At 57.2% G+C, this 18611-nt stretch carries 12 protein-coding genes; 7 read left to right on the forward strand and 5 right to left on the reverse strand.

Annotation, left to right across the window (positions count from 1 at the left end):
* Positions 1–11 precede the first annotated feature (11 nt).
* Both FTO74_RS05565 and FTO74_RS05570 read left to right on the forward strand, forming a co-directional pair.
* Positions 12–389: a hypothetical protein gene (locus FTO74_RS05565; RefSeq protein ID WP_162537251.1), complete on the forward strand. Its 378-nt coding sequence runs from the start codon at positions 12–14 to the stop codon at positions 387–389.
* The gene (locus FTO74_RS05570) at positions 386–562 is read left to right on the forward strand and encodes a hypothetical protein (protein ID WP_162537252.1); all 177 of its coding nucleotides are present in this window, start codon (positions 386–388) and stop codon (positions 560–562) included. The genes FTO74_RS05565 and FTO74_RS05570 overlap by 4 nt, the downstream gene beginning before the upstream one ends.
* On the opposite strand, the gene FTO74_RS05575 is transcribed toward FTO74_RS05570, so the two are convergent.
* Positions 559–3315: a TonB-dependent receptor gene (locus FTO74_RS05575; RefSeq protein WP_162537253.1), complete on the reverse strand. Its 2757-nt coding sequence runs from the start codon at positions 3313–3315 to the stop codon at positions 559–561. The genes FTO74_RS05570 and FTO74_RS05575 overlap by 4 nt on opposite strands.
* A gap of 168 nt (positions 3316–3483) precedes the next feature.
* On the opposite strand from FTO74_RS05575, the gene FTO74_RS05580 reads away from it, so the two are divergent.
* Positions 3484–5649: a PQQ-binding-like beta-propeller repeat protein gene (locus FTO74_RS05580; protein ID WP_162537254.1), complete on the forward strand. Its 2166-nt coding sequence runs from the start codon at positions 3484–3486 to the stop codon at positions 5647–5649.
* 183 nt (positions 5650–5832) lie between these two features.
* Here FTO74_RS05580 and FTO74_RS05585 read toward each other — a convergent pair whose 3' ends face one another.
* The 3 genes from FTO74_RS05585 to FTO74_RS05595 all read right to left on the reverse strand — a co-directional run bounded on the left by FTO74_RS05585 (position 5833) and on the right by FTO74_RS05595 (position 8706).
* The gene (locus FTO74_RS05585) at positions 5833–6858 is read right to left on the reverse strand and encodes a L,D-transpeptidase (protein ID WP_345934080.1); all 1026 of its coding nucleotides are present in this window, start codon (positions 6856–6858) and stop codon (positions 5833–5835) included.
* A 202-nt stretch (positions 6859–7060) separates the two neighbouring features.
* On the reverse strand, positions 7061–7972 hold the full coding sequence (locus tag FTO74_RS05590) for a carbohydrate kinase family protein (RefSeq protein ID WP_162537255.1): 912 nt from the start codon (positions 7970–7972) through the stop codon (positions 7061–7063).
* A complete protein-coding gene (locus FTO74_RS05595) occupies positions 7969–8706 on the reverse strand; it encodes a GntR family transcriptional regulator (RefSeq protein WP_255462523.1) in 738 nt (245 codons plus the stop codon). The genes FTO74_RS05590 and FTO74_RS05595 overlap by 4 nt, the downstream gene beginning before the upstream one ends.
* Before the next feature lie 214 nt (positions 8707–8920).
* Here FTO74_RS05595 and FTO74_RS05600 point away from each other — a divergent pair, with 214 nt between their 5' ends.
* From FTO74_RS05600 to FTO74_RS05615, 4 genes are all read left to right on the forward strand, one after another.
* Positions 8921–9847 (forward strand): S1/P1 nuclease, encoded by a 927-nt coding sequence (locus FTO74_RS05600; protein ID WP_162537256.1) that lies wholly within the window; start codon positions 8921–8923, stop codon positions 9845–9847.
* An 85-nt stretch (positions 9848–9932) separates the two neighbouring features.
* On the forward strand, positions 9933–12461 hold the full coding sequence (locus FTO74_RS05605) for a phospholipase C, phosphocholine-specific (RefSeq protein WP_220399083.1): 2529 nt from the start codon (positions 9933–9935) through the stop codon (positions 12459–12461).
* 495 nt (positions 12462–12956) lie between these two features.
* Positions 12957–16325 (forward strand): TonB-dependent receptor, encoded by a 3369-nt coding sequence (locus FTO74_RS05610; protein ID WP_255462524.1) that lies wholly within the window; start codon positions 12957–12959, stop codon positions 16323–16325.
* A gap of 31 nt (positions 16326–16356) precedes the next feature.
* Positions 16357–17703 (forward strand): ectonucleotide pyrophosphatase/phosphodiesterase, encoded by a 1347-nt coding sequence (locus FTO74_RS05615; RefSeq protein ID WP_162537258.1) that lies wholly within the window; start codon positions 16357–16359, stop codon positions 17701–17703.
* A 69-nt stretch (positions 17704–17772) separates the two neighbouring features.
* Here the strand turns inward: FTO74_RS05615 and FTO74_RS05620 are convergent, their stop codons facing one another.
* On the reverse strand, positions 17773–18591 hold the full coding sequence (locus tag FTO74_RS05620; protein ID WP_162537259.1) for a glycerophosphodiester phosphodiesterase family protein: 819 nt from the start codon (positions 18589–18591) through the stop codon (positions 17773–17775).
* Between the last annotated feature and the right edge of the window lie 20 nt (positions 18592–18611).

Raw genomic sequence — 18611 nt, forward strand, 5'->3', positions numbered from 1 at the left:
GGGATGATGCGATGAGAAAGCCTAAGGCTGTGAAGGTGTTGAAGGGGATTGCTATGGTCATCGTGATGGCTGGGGTGGTCGGTTTTGTTGTGCGAGAGCTTTGGAACTGGCTGATGCCGGGGCTGTTTGGGCTGCATACGGTGACGTTCTGGCAGGCTCTGGGGCTGTTTGTGCTCGGCAAACTGCTGTTGGGCGGGTTTCATCGGCATGCAAACGGGCGTTGGCACGGAGGCGGGCAGAGGTACTGGAGGAGGGAGATGCGGGATCGCTGGGAGGGGATGAGCGAGGAGGAGCGTGAGCGGTTTCAGGTGGGGATGCGTAGAGGGCGCGGGTGTGGCTGGGGGCGGCGTGAGGATGTGGCCGCGTCGATGGTTGGAGGGGAGCGATGAAGGAGACGGAGCGGCAGTTGATGGAGAAGCTGGAGCGCCATGCGTGGGGGATCGAGCCAATGCGGGAACGGTTCGCGGAGCTGGCGGCGGAGAATGCCCGGCTGCAGGGGATCGTGGCGGAGCTGCTGATACGGAATCAGAAGCTCCGCGAGCTGCAAGGATATGAGGCTTAGCTGCGCTTCTTCCAGAGCGTGATCTTTAGCCCGCCGTAGATGTTGAAGGGCGTGCCTGGGGCCAGGAAGGTCGAGGTGCGGATGGGGATGTCGCCGTCGCCGGTGCCGTAGGGGGTGCCGAAGGGGCGGGCTACGAAGTGGTTGTTGTTGTCGAAGGGCGTGGTGCCGAGCTGGGCGCCGGTGGAGTAGTGCTTGTCGAGCAGGTTGTTCATCTGCACGAAGAGCTGGATGCGCGAAGCGAGCTGATAGCGTGCGCCCAGGTTGCCGATGCCGTATCCGGCGGACTTGCCGGAGCCGAGATAGTAGACGCCGTCGGGCTGGTCGAGATTGTTCTCGTTGCCGCGTGCGAACGAGGAGCCTACGGCGAGGATGTCCATCTCGACCGTTAGTTTGGGTGACGGACGGTATTGGCCGAAGACCTTCAGCATGTTGCGCGGGACCTGCGGAATGTAGTCGCCGGGGACGATGTGGATGTCGTCGTCGATTCCGGGCTGGCCTGCGAGGGCGCTATCGTTGGTGCTGTTGCTGCCGCCGTCGACCGTCTGTGGGCTCTGGTAGGTGGCGTTCAGGAAGGTGTAGTTGCCGCCCAGGCTGCCGTGCCGCCAGTCCTTGGATAGCTCCAGCTCCACACCGTCGCGGCGGGTCTTGCCGAAGTTGAGGAAGTAGCCGAAGCCGGTCTGTTCGGAGGCTACGAAGAGCAGGTCGTTGTAGTTCTGGCCGAAGAAGTAGTCCGCGCTCCAGTGCAGGGTGCCTTCTTCGTTGCTGCGGATGCCTGCCTCGAAGGTGCGCGAGACCACCTGCTTGAGTGGGGGATCGCTGACCAGTGCGTTGGGTAGGTTGCAGGGCTCGTTGGGGTCGGCGCAGCCTAGCTCGATCGAGGTGGGGGAGCGACTTGCCTCGCTGTAGTTGAAATAGGTATTGAAGAAGCGGGAGGGTTTGTAGGTGAAGCCTGCGGCGGGATTGAAGCGCTGGAAGACGTTGTTGCTGTTCAGATTGCCGCGTACGGAGGAGGTGGGCAGGTAGTCCACGTTTTTGAGTGAGGTGTGGTTGTAGCGGCCTGAGAGAGTGACGGTCCACGGGCCGTAGGTCAGGGTGTCGGTAGCGTAGACGCTGGGGGTGTTGACGGTTCCGTGAAGCTGAACGCGGTTGTCCACGGGGTCGCCGTCGGAGAAGGTCGTGCCGTCGAGGAAGATCGGAACCAGCGTGAAGGAGACGTTGTCGGAGTTGAGGTAGCCGAGCTGGGTGAGCTGGTGGTAGGTGGAGGTGCCACGATCCCAGCCTGCTCCAACGGCGAGGCGGTTGTGCTTCGTCCGCCACATCATCAGGCCGGAGAGGCCGTAGCTGTTCTGCTTGTCCGTGGTGCGGGTGATGACGCCGTTGCACTTTTCGGATGGCTCGCCGCCGGTGTTATTTTCGAGCACCTGCGCGAGGCAGCGCCAGTAGGGATAAGGCTCGGTGGTGGCGTTGCCGGTGGTGGGGAAGCCGGTGTATCCGGCGGCGGTGAGCGCGGCGATATCGGAGGCGCTCAGGTTGTAGAGCGACTGGTCGAAGGAGTCGTCGTTCAGGTCACCGTTGGAGCTGTCGGCGCGCACGTAGCGGTAGTAGGCGTTGGCGGAGAAGGTCAGGTTGCTGGTGGCGGCGTGGGTTGCGTTCAGGGTGAGGGACGGTGAGCGGTCCCAGGTGACGTCGGGAATGGTGTTGACGTCGGAGTAGTCGGTCTTGAGGAAGCGGAAGTCCGAGGTACCGTTGCCGGTGAGCCAGTTGTCGGCGTAGGCTCCGCTGAGGAAGATGCTGGTCTTGGGGGTGGTCCAGCCCAGCTTGGCGAAGGACTGCCGGACCTCGGAGGGGGAGAACTGCCGCCATCCGTCCTCGCGGTAGAGATTGCCTGCGAGATAGTAGTTGAAGCCGCGGGGGAGGACTCCGCCCAGCTCGCCTTCTCCGGCGCGGCGGCCGAACTTGCCGCCGGTGAGCTGGAGATAGCCGCCGGGAGCGGTGGTGCCGTCCTTGGTCTGGACGGAGATGGCCCCGCCCAGAGTGTTCAGGCCGTAGACCGGGTCGGAGCCGGGGATGAGAGCCATGTCGCGGATGGCGACCTTGGGGATCAGGTCCCAGGAGACGATGTCGCCGAAGGGCTGGTTCTGGCGGACGCCGTCGAGGTAGACGGAGAGGCCCTCGGGCGTGCCGAGCAGGGGAGAGGCCGTGTAGCCGCGGTAGTTGATGTCGGGCTGGTAGGGGTTGCCGGTGTTCTCGTTGATGTAGACGCCGGTCAGACGCTTGTTCATCAGGTCGGCCAGATCGAGGGCGTTGCTGTCTTCGAGGTTCTTTGCGGTCAGGCCTTGTACTGGAACTGGAATCTGGTCGAGGGACTGGTCGGCCTGTCCGATGGGTGTGGGAGAGAGAACGGTAATGCTCGTTGACGTGCCTTGGATTGGCAGGGTGACGGACTGCGTGATGGGGGCTGCGGAGGTGACATAGATGGAGACGACACGCGAGATGAAGCCGGGGCGAGAGATCTCCAGGCGGTAGTGGCCGAAGGGGAGATCGCCCAGTGACAGGCGGCCCTGTGCGTCGGTCTGGACGGCGCGGTTGAGGCCGGGACCGGTGATGTGTCCGCTGGCCGTAAGGGCGGCTCCGGCGGGATCGTTCACCTGGAGCTGGAGAGCGCCTGTGCTTTGAGCGTAGGTCACGGCGGGGAGAGCGCCCATCAGGGCAAGCAGCCCCAGCGAGAATCGACTACGAGGAGATATGAGCATGCCTTTGGCTATCAACAGGAACGTCGCCTTTGTGTGAGCTGAGAAATTAAGGTTCTGCAGAGATATTCCAGATGGTGTGGTTTTGTTCAGCCTTTTTAGGGAGTGCCGTGATTAAAGTTGATCGAACTGCGCGACTATGATTCCTGCTAACTGCTATCCTTTTCGATCATGCTGACATCTCTGCTTTCCAGCGGCTCAAAGACTGTCAAAGCGGCTGCTCTTGCTCTGGCGGTGGCTATTCATTGCAATGCGATCGGGGCGGCCAGCGAGAAGCCCCAGGCGGTGGATTGGCCCGTCTATGGCGGCACGGAGAACCAGCACTACTCGCCGCTGAAGCAGATCAACACGGCCAATGTGAGCAAGCTGAAGCTTGCCTGGACGTATGACAGCGGTGAAAAGGAAGGCGGCCTGGAGACGAGTCCGATCATCGTGGGCGATGCGATGTATGCGTGTACGCCGTCGCAGAAGATCATCAAGCTGAACGCCGCAACCGGAGAGCTTCTGTGGAAGTTCGCCTCAGGTATCTCCAGCACGCAACCCTCGCGTGGGGTCTCGTACTGGACCGATGGCAAAGAGGGACGTGTTTTGGCCGCGGTGATGAACTATCTTTACGCGCTCGATCCGAAGACGGGGAAGCCGATTGCGAGCTTCGGCGAGAATGGGCGTATCGACCTGCGCAAGGGGCTGCGCGGGGACTATCGCAGGCAGTCGATTGCGCTGACTACGCCTGGGACGATCTATAAGGATCTGATTATCGTGAGCGGGAGAAATCCCGAGGCGTATCCTGCGCCGCCGGGGCATATACGCGCCTTCGACGTGCGTACCGGTGCGCTACGTTGGACGTTCCATACGATTCCTCATCCTGGCGAGGCGGGCTACGAGACCTGGCCGAAGGATGCATGGAAGTACGCCGGTGCTGCGAATAACTGGTCGGGGATGTCGATTGATAAGGGACGCGGCATCCTGTATGTACCGACAGGGTCGGCGGTCTTTGACTTCTATGGTGGCGACCGCATAGGCAACGATCTGTTTGCGGATAGCCTGCTTGCGCTGGACGCCGCGACAGGGAAGCTGCTGTGGCACTTTCAAGAGGTGCACCACGATATCTGGGATCGTGATCTGCCTGCTCCACCGGCACTCGTAACCGTGCAGCGTGACGGCAAGATGGTGGACGCTGTGGTGCAGACGACCAAGCAGGGGTATGTGTACGTCTTCGACCGCGTGACTGGGAAGCCTCTCTTTCCGATTGAAGAGGTGAAGGTTCCAGCGAGCGAGGTGCCTGGCGAGGTGACCTCGCCTACGCAGCCCCGGCCTGTGACGCCTGCTCCTTATGCACGGCAGATGGTGACGCTCGACGACCTGACCACGCGCACGCCCGAGGCGCACGCATGGGCCGTGGAGGAGTACAAGAAGCTGCTGGTCGGCGATCAGTTCACGCCTCTTAGTGATAAGAAGATCTTTCTGTTGACGCCGGGGTTTGATGGCGGCGCGGAGTGGGGTGGCGCGGCGGTAGACCCCGTGGCCCAGGTGATGTTTACGAATGCAAATAATATCTCGTGGCTTGCGGGGCTGACGGTTCCGCCTCCTTCGAGTAGCCAGGGGGAGACGCTTTATCGGAATAGCTGCAGCATGTGTCATGGCATGGATCGTGCGGGCCAGCCACCAGCGTTTCCTTCTCTGCTGGGAGTGCAGGAGCGGCTCACCGATGAGACGATTGAGGCGCAGATTCGCAATGGCAAGGGGCGTATGCCGTCGTTTCCTAACTTGAGCGATGCCGAGATGAAAGAGATTATTCACTTTCTCAAGGTCGGCGAGTTGAGCGAAAACACAGGGCCGGAGACACGTGAGTTGGCTACCACGCCTGCATCGGCCGATGAGATTGCGCTGGCGAAGAAGATTCCTTATAAGTTCACGGGGTATAAGAAGTTTCTCGATCCGGAGGGATATCCCGCTGTCGCTTCGCCATGGGGCACGCTGAATGCGATTGATCTCAAAACCGGCAAGTATCTGTGGCGTATTCCTCTTGGAGAGTATCCGGAGCTGGTGGCGAAGGGGCTGAAGGATACGGGCTCGGAGAACTATGGCGGGCCGGTGATGACCGCTGGTGGAGTATTGTTTATCGCGGCGACCGTCCATGATGAGAAGCTGCGCGCCTTCGATGCTCGCACGGGGAAACTGCTGTGGGAGACGAAGCTGCCGTATGCGGGTATGGACACTCCTGCGACCTACATGGTGCATGGCAAGCAGTATGTGGTGATTGGGGCCGGTGGAGGCAAGGAGACGACAGGGAATCATCGCGGTGGTGTATATGTCGCTTACTCATTGCAAGAGTAAAGTCGCAGGCATGTACTCTTAGGCGCGGGCTTCTAGGCAAAGGCATTTCGTCTCACGGCGATCTTCCTCCGAAAAAGACTCGTTGGTCTATCAAGCGGCAGGAATGGCTCCAAGACAAACTGTTTTGCAGCCAACGGCATCTCCGATTGCGGCTAGGAGATTTGCAGGCATACGAAGCGAATTTTATGGCTTGGACTTAGGTGCGTCTGGTTCAGATTCGATGACCGTCAGGCTCTTGCCGGTTGCGCCTGCCTGGAGTGAATCGGTGGTGACTACAAGTGTCACGCCCGGTGTGAGTTCTTCGTCCAGCGCATTTCGGAATGAGTCAGGCATACTCACACGCCCTCTTTCCGCAGCAGTCATCTCCCGCTTCTCGTCCCAACTTTGTCCGGGCAGTGGTAGCTGCATCCAGTGAAAGCCCTGGGCATCAATTTTAGACAGGCTGTATGCCGTTGTTTCCGTCACAGGGCCGGAGATCTTCACCGGCGTCGAGCCGATCAGGATGCCGTTGCGCAGCACTACCAGTCTACTATCGGCAGCGCTCAGGATTAGTGAGACGGGCCCTCGTGTGGACTTCTCCGGAGTCCAGATGGATGCGCCAGTCTCCGCGGCTGCAGTCGCGACCTCGCTCTGCAATAGATCCGGTGTAGGGGCTACTCGTGGAACCGCTTCCAGATCCGTGATGACGACCGTCATTCCCAGAGCGGTCGCTCCATACAATAGCTTTGCAAAGGCCATGGGCATTCGCACACAACCGTGCGAGGCTGGATAACCCGGCAGATGGCCCGCGTGCATTGCCACGCCCGACCACGTCAATCGCTGCATGTATGGCATCGGGGCGGAGTTATACAGATTGGATTTGTGCTGCACCCGTTTCTGCAACACCGTAAATATGCCAGTCGGTGTCTGGTGTCCGGGTTTACCCGTAGAGACAGTCGAGACTCCGATCAGCACTCCATTGCGATAGACATAGCAACGCTGCACGGGCAGACTTACTACGGCCAGAATCGGTCCAGACGGCGCAACTAAAGGTGCCCAGAGGTACTCTCCCGGCTTCAGGCTTTGGACCCTGTCAGCCATGCTGGAAGTTTCTAAATTAGCTTGCAGCGCCCAGTTCTTCTCTGAGCCGCTGCATATAAAGGCCACGCTCCCGGCCGCACGCCAAAGGAACTCCCGCCTGCTGTTCCGCATCTTCATTTGATTCATCATCTGCACGTACACCTGTGATCCATGTGTATTCTGTTGGATTTCAAGTAGATTCGCAATTTCAAGAGGCTGATGAAATCCATGCAAGGTAAAGTTTCTTCACATTGTAAGCGAGAAATCTTATGGCTGAGGATGCACTCAATGGGCAGCGCTCGCCTGAGTGCACAGAAAGTGCTGCGGCGGCTAGTGATGAACTCTTCGGTGCTTATATTGGTTGAATATCTATGCGTGGGCGTAGCGCAACGAGGAGGTTGTGTGCGGCTGCTTCTGTCGCTGCTGCAAGGCCGGAGAAGCCGAGGCCTTCGATGCAGAACGACGCAGAGATCGCACCATATAGAAGTGCCTCTACTGGATTATCTTGTCTTGCGAAGCCAGCCAGTACTCCGCCGCAGAAGGCATCCCCGGCACCCGTCGTGTCGAACACTTCGACTGGCACGGCGGGAATGTGAAGCCAGTTCTTAGCATTCGCCAGATGAGCGATAGCGCCGTCGGCACCGCATTTAATGGCAATGAGAGTTACTTCAGGAGCTACGAGTCGGAGCCTGCGCAGAGCCTCAAGTGGGGTAGCGTCAGGAAACAAAGCGAGAGCGTCCTGCCGGCTCGGCATGAAGAGATCGATCCCGCGTAGTAACTCGATAGTCTTATCCAGGCTTGTGTCTCCGAGAAGGTCGTGATCATCGAGATCGAGCGATATCAATGTAGTGCCAGCCTCGCGAAGTGCTTGTATCACCTGGATGGCAGCTTCATGGGGCATGGGTGCAATATGGGCGGCCTGGTAGCCTGATGCAACATCCGCGACCTGAGGACTGAAGTTTTTCCAGTTGCTGCTTGCTCTTCGGGAGACGAAGTGGCGTGTCCCATCTTCTTCGTAGAGGCCCCAGTTGCGCATCGTGTGCGGGAGTCGGCGGCAGTGCGATAAGTCGATGCTGTCGCCTAATGATTCGATGGGATAGTCGGCTCCTATCGGCGCGACGATGCTCACCGCTCGCGTCCAAAGCGATGCTCCCAGAGCCGCATAGGGCGCGTTCCCGCCAGGAACGGCCCAACGCGTAGATCCATCCGGAAAGACCAGATCGTCAATCGTGAAGTTGCCGTAGATGGCAAGCGAGGGCGTCACACACCCGTCCCGGGGCGGACCAGGGTAAAGCCCATGAGGGAAGAGTTGTGGAAGATGGTGCTATATAAACCACGCTGGCCTTGCGCGTCGAACTGAACTTCCCGCATCAGAAGAAGAGGGAAGCCTACTTTAACGTGCAGCAGCTCGGCGTGTTTCTTTCCCGCAGCAACAGCGGTTAACGCCGACTCACTCGAGACTAGCTGGCGTTGCAGCTTCAGTGACATGAACTCATAGATAGAACCGCCATCGAAGGTCTTGATCAATGGCAGCTTCCACTCGGGCTCGTCCAGAAGCGATATGTAATCATAGGCAACGGCCAGAGGCCTCGCGTCGATCAGGCGCAGGCGGAAGATCTCGGCGACAGGGGAACTGTCGGGGATTCCCAGTGCCGCTGCGACCTCGGCCGTGGCGGTAACCTTGCGGATCTTCAGGCCGTCGACCCGAGCCTCTCCGCCGCTTTCGCGTATCAGGGACGACATGGAGTGCATGGAGTTGAGCGGGCTATTGAGATAGACCGGGCTGTCGGCCACAAATGTGCCTACGCCGTGACGGATCGTGAGTAGGCCCTCGCGGGTGAGGAGGCGGGTTGCTTCACGCAGGGTCTGACGGCTTACTCCGAGATCTCTTGAGAACTCTACTTCGCCGCGCAACTGCACGCCGCGTTGCAGCTTGCCGGAGCGCACCTGCTCGCGAATCGCATTCGCGACGCGTGTTGCGAGGTTTTCTCGAGGCATGCCATTCCATATGCGATCCGAGAGGTCATGGGTTGCACGGTCATTCTCACCTGAATCCACCATGGTCCCCATTATGACAGTTCTGCCGACAACTGCACCAGGATGATGTCAGAGGTCAGACGTCTGCCATCATTTAACCGTCTACTCATCTTTCATTCTTGGGGCATTCATTTGGCGTGCTTACTTTCAGTTGCAGATCCCTTTAGGAAAAAACATGATTCGACACCGCCTGCTTCAGTACTGTCTCCTGTTCGCCATCCCAGCTCTGGTTGACACGTCGCACCTCTTCGCCTGGGGCGTGGACGGGCACCGCATGATTAATCGGCTCGCCTGTTCGACTCTTCCCTCGGATGTTCCCCAGTTCCTACGCAGCGCCAAGGCTATAAACGCGATGGGTTACTACGCTCCTCTGCCGGACCACTGGCGTGGTGCGTTGGAGCCTGAGCTCGCAACCGCAACCTCCCCGGAACATTTCATTCAGTTCGATACGGTCGATCAGGTGCTCACGTCCTTGCCGCGTAAACGCTACGACTACGTGCGCGCATTAGCTGTAGCGCAGGCGGCGCACCCCGACCTGGTCATCACCGGGGAGGATCTTGGAATGCAGCCGTACCAGACCGACGAGGTCTGGGAACGTCTGAAGGTGGCGATGCGGGACTACCGCGAGTTGGTCGCTCATAAAGAAGACACGGATGCGGTGGAGGCGGAGATCGTCTTTCTGGCGGGGTGGCTCGGCCACTACGTCGGCGATGGCTCCATGCCGCTCCACACTACGGACAAGTACAACGGATGGAGCGGGCCGAACCCCAACGGATACACGACCGAGCACAAGATTCATGGACTATTCGAGAGCGAGTTTGTGCATAAGAATGTTCAGGAGAAGGACATTGCTCCGCTGGTGACAAAGCAGCCAGAGGTGGTCGGAGATGTCTTCGATCAATATATGAGCTACCTTCGGCACTCTCATACTTTGGTTGAAACCACCTATCGTCTGGAAAAAGAAGGCGCGTTCAACGAAGCCGGAACCGAAGAAGGAAGGCGCTTTGCTGTTCAACAGTTGGCTTCGGCAGCGACTGAGCTAAGAGACCTCATCTACACGGCGTGGCTGCGTTCGGCTGATCCGGTTCCTCATCGCCATTAGAGAGTTGCTCCGCGTGCATCTTCGTCAAGCGCGTGCCTCGGAGCTTCGTTATATCCCGTAAACATGATTTGCAGAAAAGGAATACATGATGCAAACTCGGCGTGATTTCCTCAAGATAGCCGCAATGCTCTCCGGCGCAGCCAGCGTATCCGGCACGGTGCCGGAGGCGATACAGCGTGCCTTTGCCATTGAAGCGACTCCTGGCTCCACCTATCTGGACGCGGAGCATATCGTCATCCTGATGCAGGAGAATCGATCCTTCGATCATATGCTTGGCACCTTGCAGGGCGTGCGTGGATTCAACGATCCACGTGCGATTCGTCAGGCTAACGGCAACTCCGTCTTTGTGCAGACCGATGCGGCAGGGCAGTCGATTGCTCCGTGGCGGATGGATATTAAAGACACGCGCATCACCTGGATGGGGTCGGTTCCTCACTCTCGAAATAGTCAGGTGGATGCCTGGAACGAAGGGCATCACGACAACTGGCTCGAAGCGAAGCGTTCGGGCAACCATGAATACGCCGCGCTGCCCCTGACCATGGGGCACTATACGCGCGAGGACCTGCCGTTTTACTACGCACTTGCCGATGCGTTTACCGTTTGCGATCAGAACTACTGCTCGGTGATGACGAGCACGACGCCGAATCGAAGCTGCTTTTGGACGGGAACAGTGCGGGATGCGCAACGGACCGACTCCAAGGTCTACATGCGCAATGACGAGATCATAAAAGGCGGGATGACCTGGAAGACTTATCCAGAGAGGCTGCATGAGGCGGGCATCAGTTGGAAGTTCTACCAGAATGAGCTGACGATGAGCGGCGGCATGAACCATGAAGAAGATGCCTGGCTATCCAATTTTGGCTGCAACCTTCTTGAGAACTTCACCGCCTACAATGTTGAGGCTTATCCTGGCAGCGTCCTGGCCATGCAGCAGCAGATCGCATCTTTTACACACCAGGTTGCCGATCTGGAGCAAAGAATCTCCGCTCAGGGTGCGCATGATACCGCTGCCTTGCAGGATCGCCTGAAGAGCAGGAAGCAGCGTATCGAAGAGCTGAAGGCTGCTTTGGCAAACAGCGGAGAGAGCCGCTACAAGCAACTCAACGAATCGCAGCGTGCGCTGCACCATGCGGCCTTCGTTACCAATGCGGGGGATCCGCACTACCGCAGCCTTGAAGAGATTACGTTTGACGAAGCCGGCAAAGAGCAGACGATGAACGTGCCGAAGGGAGACATCCTGTACCAGTTTAGAAAGGATGTCGATGAGGGTAAGCTGCCGACGGTCTCCTGGCTAAGTGCTCCCGAGAAGTTCTCCGATCACCCCACTTCGCCCTGGTATGGTGCGTGGTATGTCTCGGAGGTGATGAACATCCTGACAAAGAACCCCGAGGTCTGGAAGAAGACGATCTTCATTCTTACGTACGACGAGAATGATGGTTACTTTGACCATGCACCATCCTTCGTTGCTGCCGATCCCAAGCGGCCTGAGACGGGCGGAGCCTCTCAGGGAATCGATACCGGGATCGAATATACCTATGCGGAGGATGAACTGGTGCAGGGTGTTTCGGCCAGGGATGCACGCTCCGGGCCAATAGGGATGGGCTTTCGCGTGCCGATGGTGATTGCTTCTCCGTGGACGCGCGGCGGTTGGGTCAACTCTCAACTCTTCGACCACACCTCGACGCTGATGTTCCTGGAAGATTTTGTGCAGAAGAAGTATGGAAAGACTGCGCGTGAAGAGAATATCAGCTCATGGCGGCGTGCGGTCTCGGGCGATCTTACCTCTATCTTTCGCTCGCACGATAAAGCAGAGTCGAGCCTTGACTACTTAAAGCGGGATCCGTTCGTGGTAGGCATCCAGAAGGCACGCTATAAGGAGGTTCCTTCGGGTTACAAGGTACTTACCGCAGCACAGGTCGCGGAGATTAACCGCGGCCCGATGCGTTCGGATGTGATGTCACGCCAGGAACCAGGCGTCCGTCCTTCGTGCGCACTACCCTATGAGCTCTATGCCGAAGGTGCGCTGAATGCTGAACGTACGAGCTTTCAATTGCGTATGACCGCGGCGAACGAGGTACACGGGAGGCGTGCGTCTGGTGCTCCGTTCAACGTGTACCTGCGCAATCTTCATCCGGCGGAGAACAATCGCGCAGGCATGAGGGTTGCCACTTATGCCGTAAAGCCAGGCGATACGCTGTCGCAGGAGATCCCCGTGTCTCTCTTTGTAGAGGGGAGCTACTCAATTGATATCCACGGACCTAATGGATTTTACCGTTCCTTCGTTGGCAGCTCGAAGATGCCGTTCATCGCTGTGCACACAGCCTACGAGCGGAGAGGTGCATCACTCACTGGAAATGTTGAAGTGAGACTGCGTAATACCGATAAGCAGTCGCATACGATCACGGTATCCGACAACGCATATAAGACTGAGCGTGTTACGAAGACCATCGCACCAGGACGTGAGACGACTGTGCTGCTGGATCTGAAAAAGAGCCACGAATGGTACGACTTCACGGTGAGCACAGAAGGTTTCGAAACGTCGTCGCGTTTTGCCGGACGCGTTGAGACGGGACGCTCTGGCTTCAGTGATCCGCTCATGGGAGCCGCGGTCTAAGAGCCGTCTTTTACACAAGATCAAAACCAAGTGCTAAGCCGAGCCGAGGGAGAAGTCCTGAGATAAGCATCCCTCGGCTCGCTCGTCGTGACCTGTCCAAAGCGGAGTAGACCGTTGCAAAGGTCATGCCTAATTCAACACTGCATCCAGACAAGAAAGGTATCGGTAATGAAGCTCCAACGTTGTATTACGTGCTTGCTCATGTCTGTGCTGGCAATCTTGCTGTCGTGTGAGGCTTTAGCTCAAACGGCAGTGACCTCTTTGCAGGGTATCGTGCTTGACTCACAAGGTGGCGCTCTTCCCGGCGCTACGATTACTCTGAGCAACCCCGAAATTGGATCTTCCCAGCAGCATCGCTCGAATGGGTCCGGAGAGTATCTCTTCTCCCAGATCCTTCCCGGGCATTACAACATTACTGTTGATGCTCCAGGATTCGGCTCTGCGAAGCAGGCAGTAGAGCTTTTGGTAAACCAGCCCCTTACCGTCAATATCAGGATGTCGGTGAGTTCTCAGGAGAGCGTCGACGTTAACACAGCAGCGCCCGCGCTGAACTCTGTGGATGCGACGATCGGTACGCCATTCGATACCGCCCAGATTCAAACCCTTCCGTTCCAGTCGAGCAATATTCAGGATCTGCTGGCTCTGCAGGGAGGCGTTGTCTTTATGGGCGACGCAAACGAGAACTCGAGCTCGGATACTCGCGCTGGTGCGGTGAATGGAGCGCGCTCCGATCAGAACAACATTACGATGGATGGCGTCGATAATAATATTCCAACGAAGGGCTATGCGTTTCTGGGTGCATTGCGCGCCACGCGTGACTCTCTCGAAGAGTTTCGCGTAGTGACGACTAACTCGAATGCTGATGCGGGCCGTTCTTCGGGTGCGCAGATTGCACTTGTTACTCGCAGCGGAACCAATAAGCTGCATGGCAGTGTCTACGACTACTTCCGTCCCACGAATACAGTATCGAACGACTTTTACAACAAGAAATCCCAGCTTACTTCGGGGCTTCCAAATCGTCCGCCAAAGTATATTCGCGATCTGTTCGGAGCTTCTCTGGGACTGCCTCTGATGAAGGACAAACTCTTCTTCTTTGGAGCCTATGAAGGGCAGAAGACGGCAATCAGCACTGTCGTAACCGACACCGTTCCCACGGCCTCTTTGACCCAGGGTATGTTGAAGTATACGAACGCAAGCAATGGTACGACGACGCTGAGCCGTGATGACTTGGCCAAGATGGATCCTAAGTGCGGAGCAAATGGCACGTGCCCTCTGGGTGCAGGTGCAAACTCCGCGGCGCTCGCGTACTTCGCGCTTTATCCAACCTCCAACAGCACGACGAAGGGTGACGGTCTGAACACGACCGGCTACACCTTTACTTCTCCGAGTCCGACCTCGCAGGCTACGACGATCGCAAGGATCGACTTCGCCCCAAATGCACGCCATCGCATATTTGTTCGTGGCAATCTGCAGCAGGATAACTCGAACTCCGCTGAGAGCTTCCCGGGCAATCCGCCGAGCACGAAGACGTATGACAACAGCCGAGGTATTGCTGCCGGCGATGTCTGGACCATCTCGTCCTCGATGGTAAATAACCTGCGCTATGGATTCACCCGCTTTGGAGATGCAGTCCGCGGCAATATCAACAGCCAGTATGTAAGCTTCAGCAGCCTTACGGCGCTGGCATCGAACACCACTTCGCAGATCGCCATCGTCCCGAGTCACAATGTCGTGGATGATGTGAGCTGGTCGAAGGGCAAGCATAACCTGCAATTCGGCGGTAACTATCGCGCCATCTTCGATAATCACTCCACCAACTCCACTATCTTCAAGAACGCCTCGGTCGCTACAGGCAACCTGGTTGCGGGCGGTATTGCCAATACCGGGTCCAGCCTGGATCCGGGAGCCTTCGGTTATGACAAGGTCTCCAATGGCTTCGTCTCCAACTACAACACTGCTGTGGCCGATGTAACTGGTCTCATCACGATGGGGACGAACTATGCAAACTACTCCATTAGCAATGGTGCTCTGACTCCGCTCCCCCAGGGCGTGGTTCCGACGCGCAACTTTTTTTCGAATGAGGCTGAGTACTACGCACAGGACTCCTGGAAGGTGAAGCGCAACCTGACGCTTACCTTCGGTGTGCGCCACACTCTCCTGCAGGTTCCCTACGAGCGCAACGCACAGCAGGTCGTGCCTTCCTTCAGTCTGAACAACTGGTTCAATCAGCGTGTAGCTGCAGCAGCCGCAGGAGGAGTCAATCAGCCTCCTATCTCGTTTACGCAAGGTGGGCAGGTCGCAGGCAAAGCCGCATACTGGCAGATGGATAAGCTCGATATCGCGCCACGCTTTGCCTTTGCCTGGTCGCCTAACCCCACGCTCTCTGTTCGTGGAGGATACGGTCTCTACTACGATCACTTCGGCAGCGCGCTTGTCGATGCGCTCGATCAGCGCGGCTCCTTCGGGCTCGCCTCTACGCTCTCGAACGGTGCCTCGCAGTACGTCGACACGGCTCCTCGTTTCTCCGCCATCAACAACGTGCCCTCCGCGGTGCTGCCGCCTATCTCGAATCCCGGGGCCTTTCCGGTTACACCGCCTAACTCACTGCTGACGGCCTGGGTGCTCGACGATAAGATCAAGACGCCTTACTCGCATGTCTTCGATCTCTCGGTGCAGCAAGAGATGAGCAAGGGGCTAGTGTTTGAGCTCAACTACGTAGGACGCCTGGGACGTCGTCTGCTCCAGCAGCTTGACCTCGCCGAGCCGTTGAATGTTGTCGATCCTAAGTCGGGCCAGGACTACTACTCGGCTGCAACGCAGCTTAGTAAGTATGTCGATCAGGGCATCACAACGGCGCAGGCAGCTAGCATTCCAACCATCGCCTACTTCGATAACGAGTTTCCTCTCGCCGGAGCACCCGGACTTACGCCGACGCAGAACATCTACAAGTCGAAGTGGGTTACCGATCGCGGCAATGAGACCGAGGCCCTCTTCGAGCTGGATACCGGCATCTCTCCCGGTCCTGCTGGCGGCGCGACGTATCGGTACTTCAACCCGCAGTATGTCAATCTGGTGGGCTTTACTTCGATCGGCACCAGCTCTTACCACTCCTTGCAGGCGAGCCTGCATCACCCCATGTCGCATGGTCTTCAATACGACGTGAACTACACCTTTGCGAAGTCGCTCGATATGGGCTCGGACGGTGAGCGCGTTGCATCGGCTAACTCCCGTGGCTATGGACAGATCATTAGCTCCTTCAACCCTAAGCTCAACAAGGCTGTCTCCGACTTCGATGTGCGCCACAACCTGAGCGTCAACGCGATTGACACTCTACCCTTTGGCCGTGGCCAGAAGTTCGGCAATCAGGTCAATCGCTTTGTTGATCTCCTCATTGGTCGGTGGACGATCACCGGCATCGCCCATGTGACGAGCGGGTTGCCGTTCGCTGCTTACGATGGTAAAGGCTGGTCCACTAACTTTGATGTACGTAGCTGGATGGTGCCGACTGGACCGATCAACTCCGGTGGACACAAGTTGGATGCGAAGGAAAATCCGAACGCCTTCAGCAACGTAACCACTGCACTTGCCAATCTTCGTCTGCCCTATCCGGGGGAGACAGGAGCACGTAATGCTTTCCGCGGCGATGGATACTTCGAAATCGACACTGGCGTGAATAAGATCTTTACGATTACGGATAGGCAGCAGCTGAAGTTTGCATGGGAGGTCTTCAACGCTACAAATACAAACCGTTTCGACCCGAAGAGCATCTCGAACAATGCCAACTCCGCGAGCTCCTTCGGCGAGTACTCAACGCTTCTCACTCAGTATCGCAACATGCAGTTCTCGCTGCGCTACTCGTTCTGATCTTGTTGCGAGTTGATCTTCAGGAGATACCATGTTGAAACCTTGTAGCCTGCTGTTGTCGATCCTATGTCTGGCAACACCACAAGCCCAGGCTCGGCCAAAGACCGTCGTCGTTATCTCAGTCGACGGTCTTCGTCCGGATTATGTAACCGAAGCGGAGAAGCGGGGCCTTGTGGTTCCGCATCTCCGCCGTTTTATAACTGATGGTGCATACGCCGAGGGCGTGATTGGAGTTGTCCCGACCGTTACTTATCCCAGCCATACGACGCTGATGACTGGTGTCTGGCCATCTCAACATGGCATCGTCGCCAACACGACCTTTGATCCTCTGCATCACAATCTGGACGGTTGGTACAGATTTGCTTCGGAGATCAAAGTGCCGACACTGTGGCAGACCGCCGGCGATGCTGGCATTGTGGTCGCGAGTGTGGGCTGGCCCGTTACTGTGGGAGCCCAGGGAGTTACTTACCTGATCCCGGAACTATGGGGCGAGCAGACAGATGAGGACCGCCTGCTTATGGAATCGCTCTCTCGTCCGACGGGCTGGCTGCAGAAGATGGAGCAACAGCTTGGCCCATATAGAAGTGATTCGGACGGAATCGGCAACGATGAGATGAGAACTCGCTTCTCCGTTGCGATTCTGAAAGAGAAAAAGCCGGGTTTTATGATGATCCATCTTGGTGCTATGGATCATGCGCAGCACGCAACAGGGCCATTCAGTGATGAGAGTAACCGAATTCTCGTAGAGATGGACAAACTGATCGGAGAGATCGAAGACGCAGCGAAGAGCGTGGGCCCTGACGCTGTTGTTGTGATCGTCTCAGATCACGGTTTCGTGCGCACAGATTACCGGGTCAATCTGATGCTTCCCTTTCTTGAAGCGGGTTTGGTCAAGACGGGGGCAGGGAATCGCGGGGCTTCAGTTGTATCCTGGGACGCAATGCTGTGGCCCGATGGAGGTTCAGCCGCAGTTGTCTTGCGTGATCCTGAGGATGTAGCCACGAGGCAGAAGGTCGCTGACCTGTTGAAGAAGCTTCAAGCCGATCCGACCTATGGGATTAACCGTGTACTGACTCAACCTGAGATCGAGAAGATTGGTGGCTTTCCTACTGCTGCCTTCCTGATTGAGATGAAGCAGGATTATCAGGTGAAGTCTGCTTTCTCCGGTCCCTTGATCGAGAAGGTTCCTTCGACTGGGATGCACGGCTACCTTCCGGACAATCCTGAGCTGCGTTCGTCGTTCTTCATCGAGGGTGAGGGCATAGCTCATGGAAAGAATCTTGGAGTGATCGACATGAGACAGATTGCACCAACACTGGCCACGCTTCTTGGCGTCAAGTTGCCTGTTGCACAAGCACCACTCTTGATCGGTAAGTAGAAGACTTTTATAACAAACAAAAAAGATGGAGCGGCTTATAAGCCGCTCCATCTTTTTGAATACTACTGTTTAGTGAGTAGCCAGATTATGTGCGCGCAGATAAGTGGCTAGCTCTGCGGGGAGGTTGGTCTGGATACCAGCGGCTCCCAGGTCGATTGCCTTCTGCCACGTCTCGGGATTGTCGGCATCACCGAGGCGATCAACGTAGATCTTCGCATTGGCATCCTTCGCACAGCCGATCACGCCGTCTTTGAAGTCGTTGGCGTCGAAGGCCAGCACCTGCGGCTGCATGGCGCGGACAAGGAACTTGCAGATGTCGGGGCTAAGGGCCTCGGGCATGATCTTCAGCGTTGGCCGAATCTTATGCACCTCATAGAGAAAAAAAGGATTGCCGTAGATGACGACGTGATCTTGCATGTCGTGCTTTACGATTGCATCCACTAACTGCTGAGGGTCCGCATACTTTGTGTCGACATAGACGTTGATCTTGCCATGAGCCAGGTCGAAGGCTTCGTCGAGCGTCGGCACCTTGGTTCCGGCGAAGGACGGGGAGAACTTGGCTCCGGCGTCGAGCGCCCGAATCTCATCGAAGGTATGCTTATGCACCTCGCCGGTGCCGTTGGTGGTGCGGTCGAGCGTGCTGTCGTGCATGATGACGAACTTGCCGTCGGAGGTGGTACGAACGTCCAGCTCGAAGTAGTCGGCGCCCGCATCAATCGCAGCCTGGAAGGCCGCGATTGTGTTTTCCGGGTGATGTAGATGTTCTCCACGATGGGAGATGACCTTGATATTTTTTCCATTCTCGCGCGGTGTCCACGCTGCCTGGGCCAGGGCCATGCTGCTTATGAAGGTGGAGCCGATCAATAGCGTCAGAGTAAGGTTACGCATTTTTATCATTATCCTTAGAG

This window comes from Granulicella sp. WH15, from assembly GCF_009914315.1.
In the GTDB taxonomy this organism is placed as follows: Bacteria; Acidobacteriota; Terriglobia; order Terriglobales; family Acidobacteriaceae; genus Edaphobacter.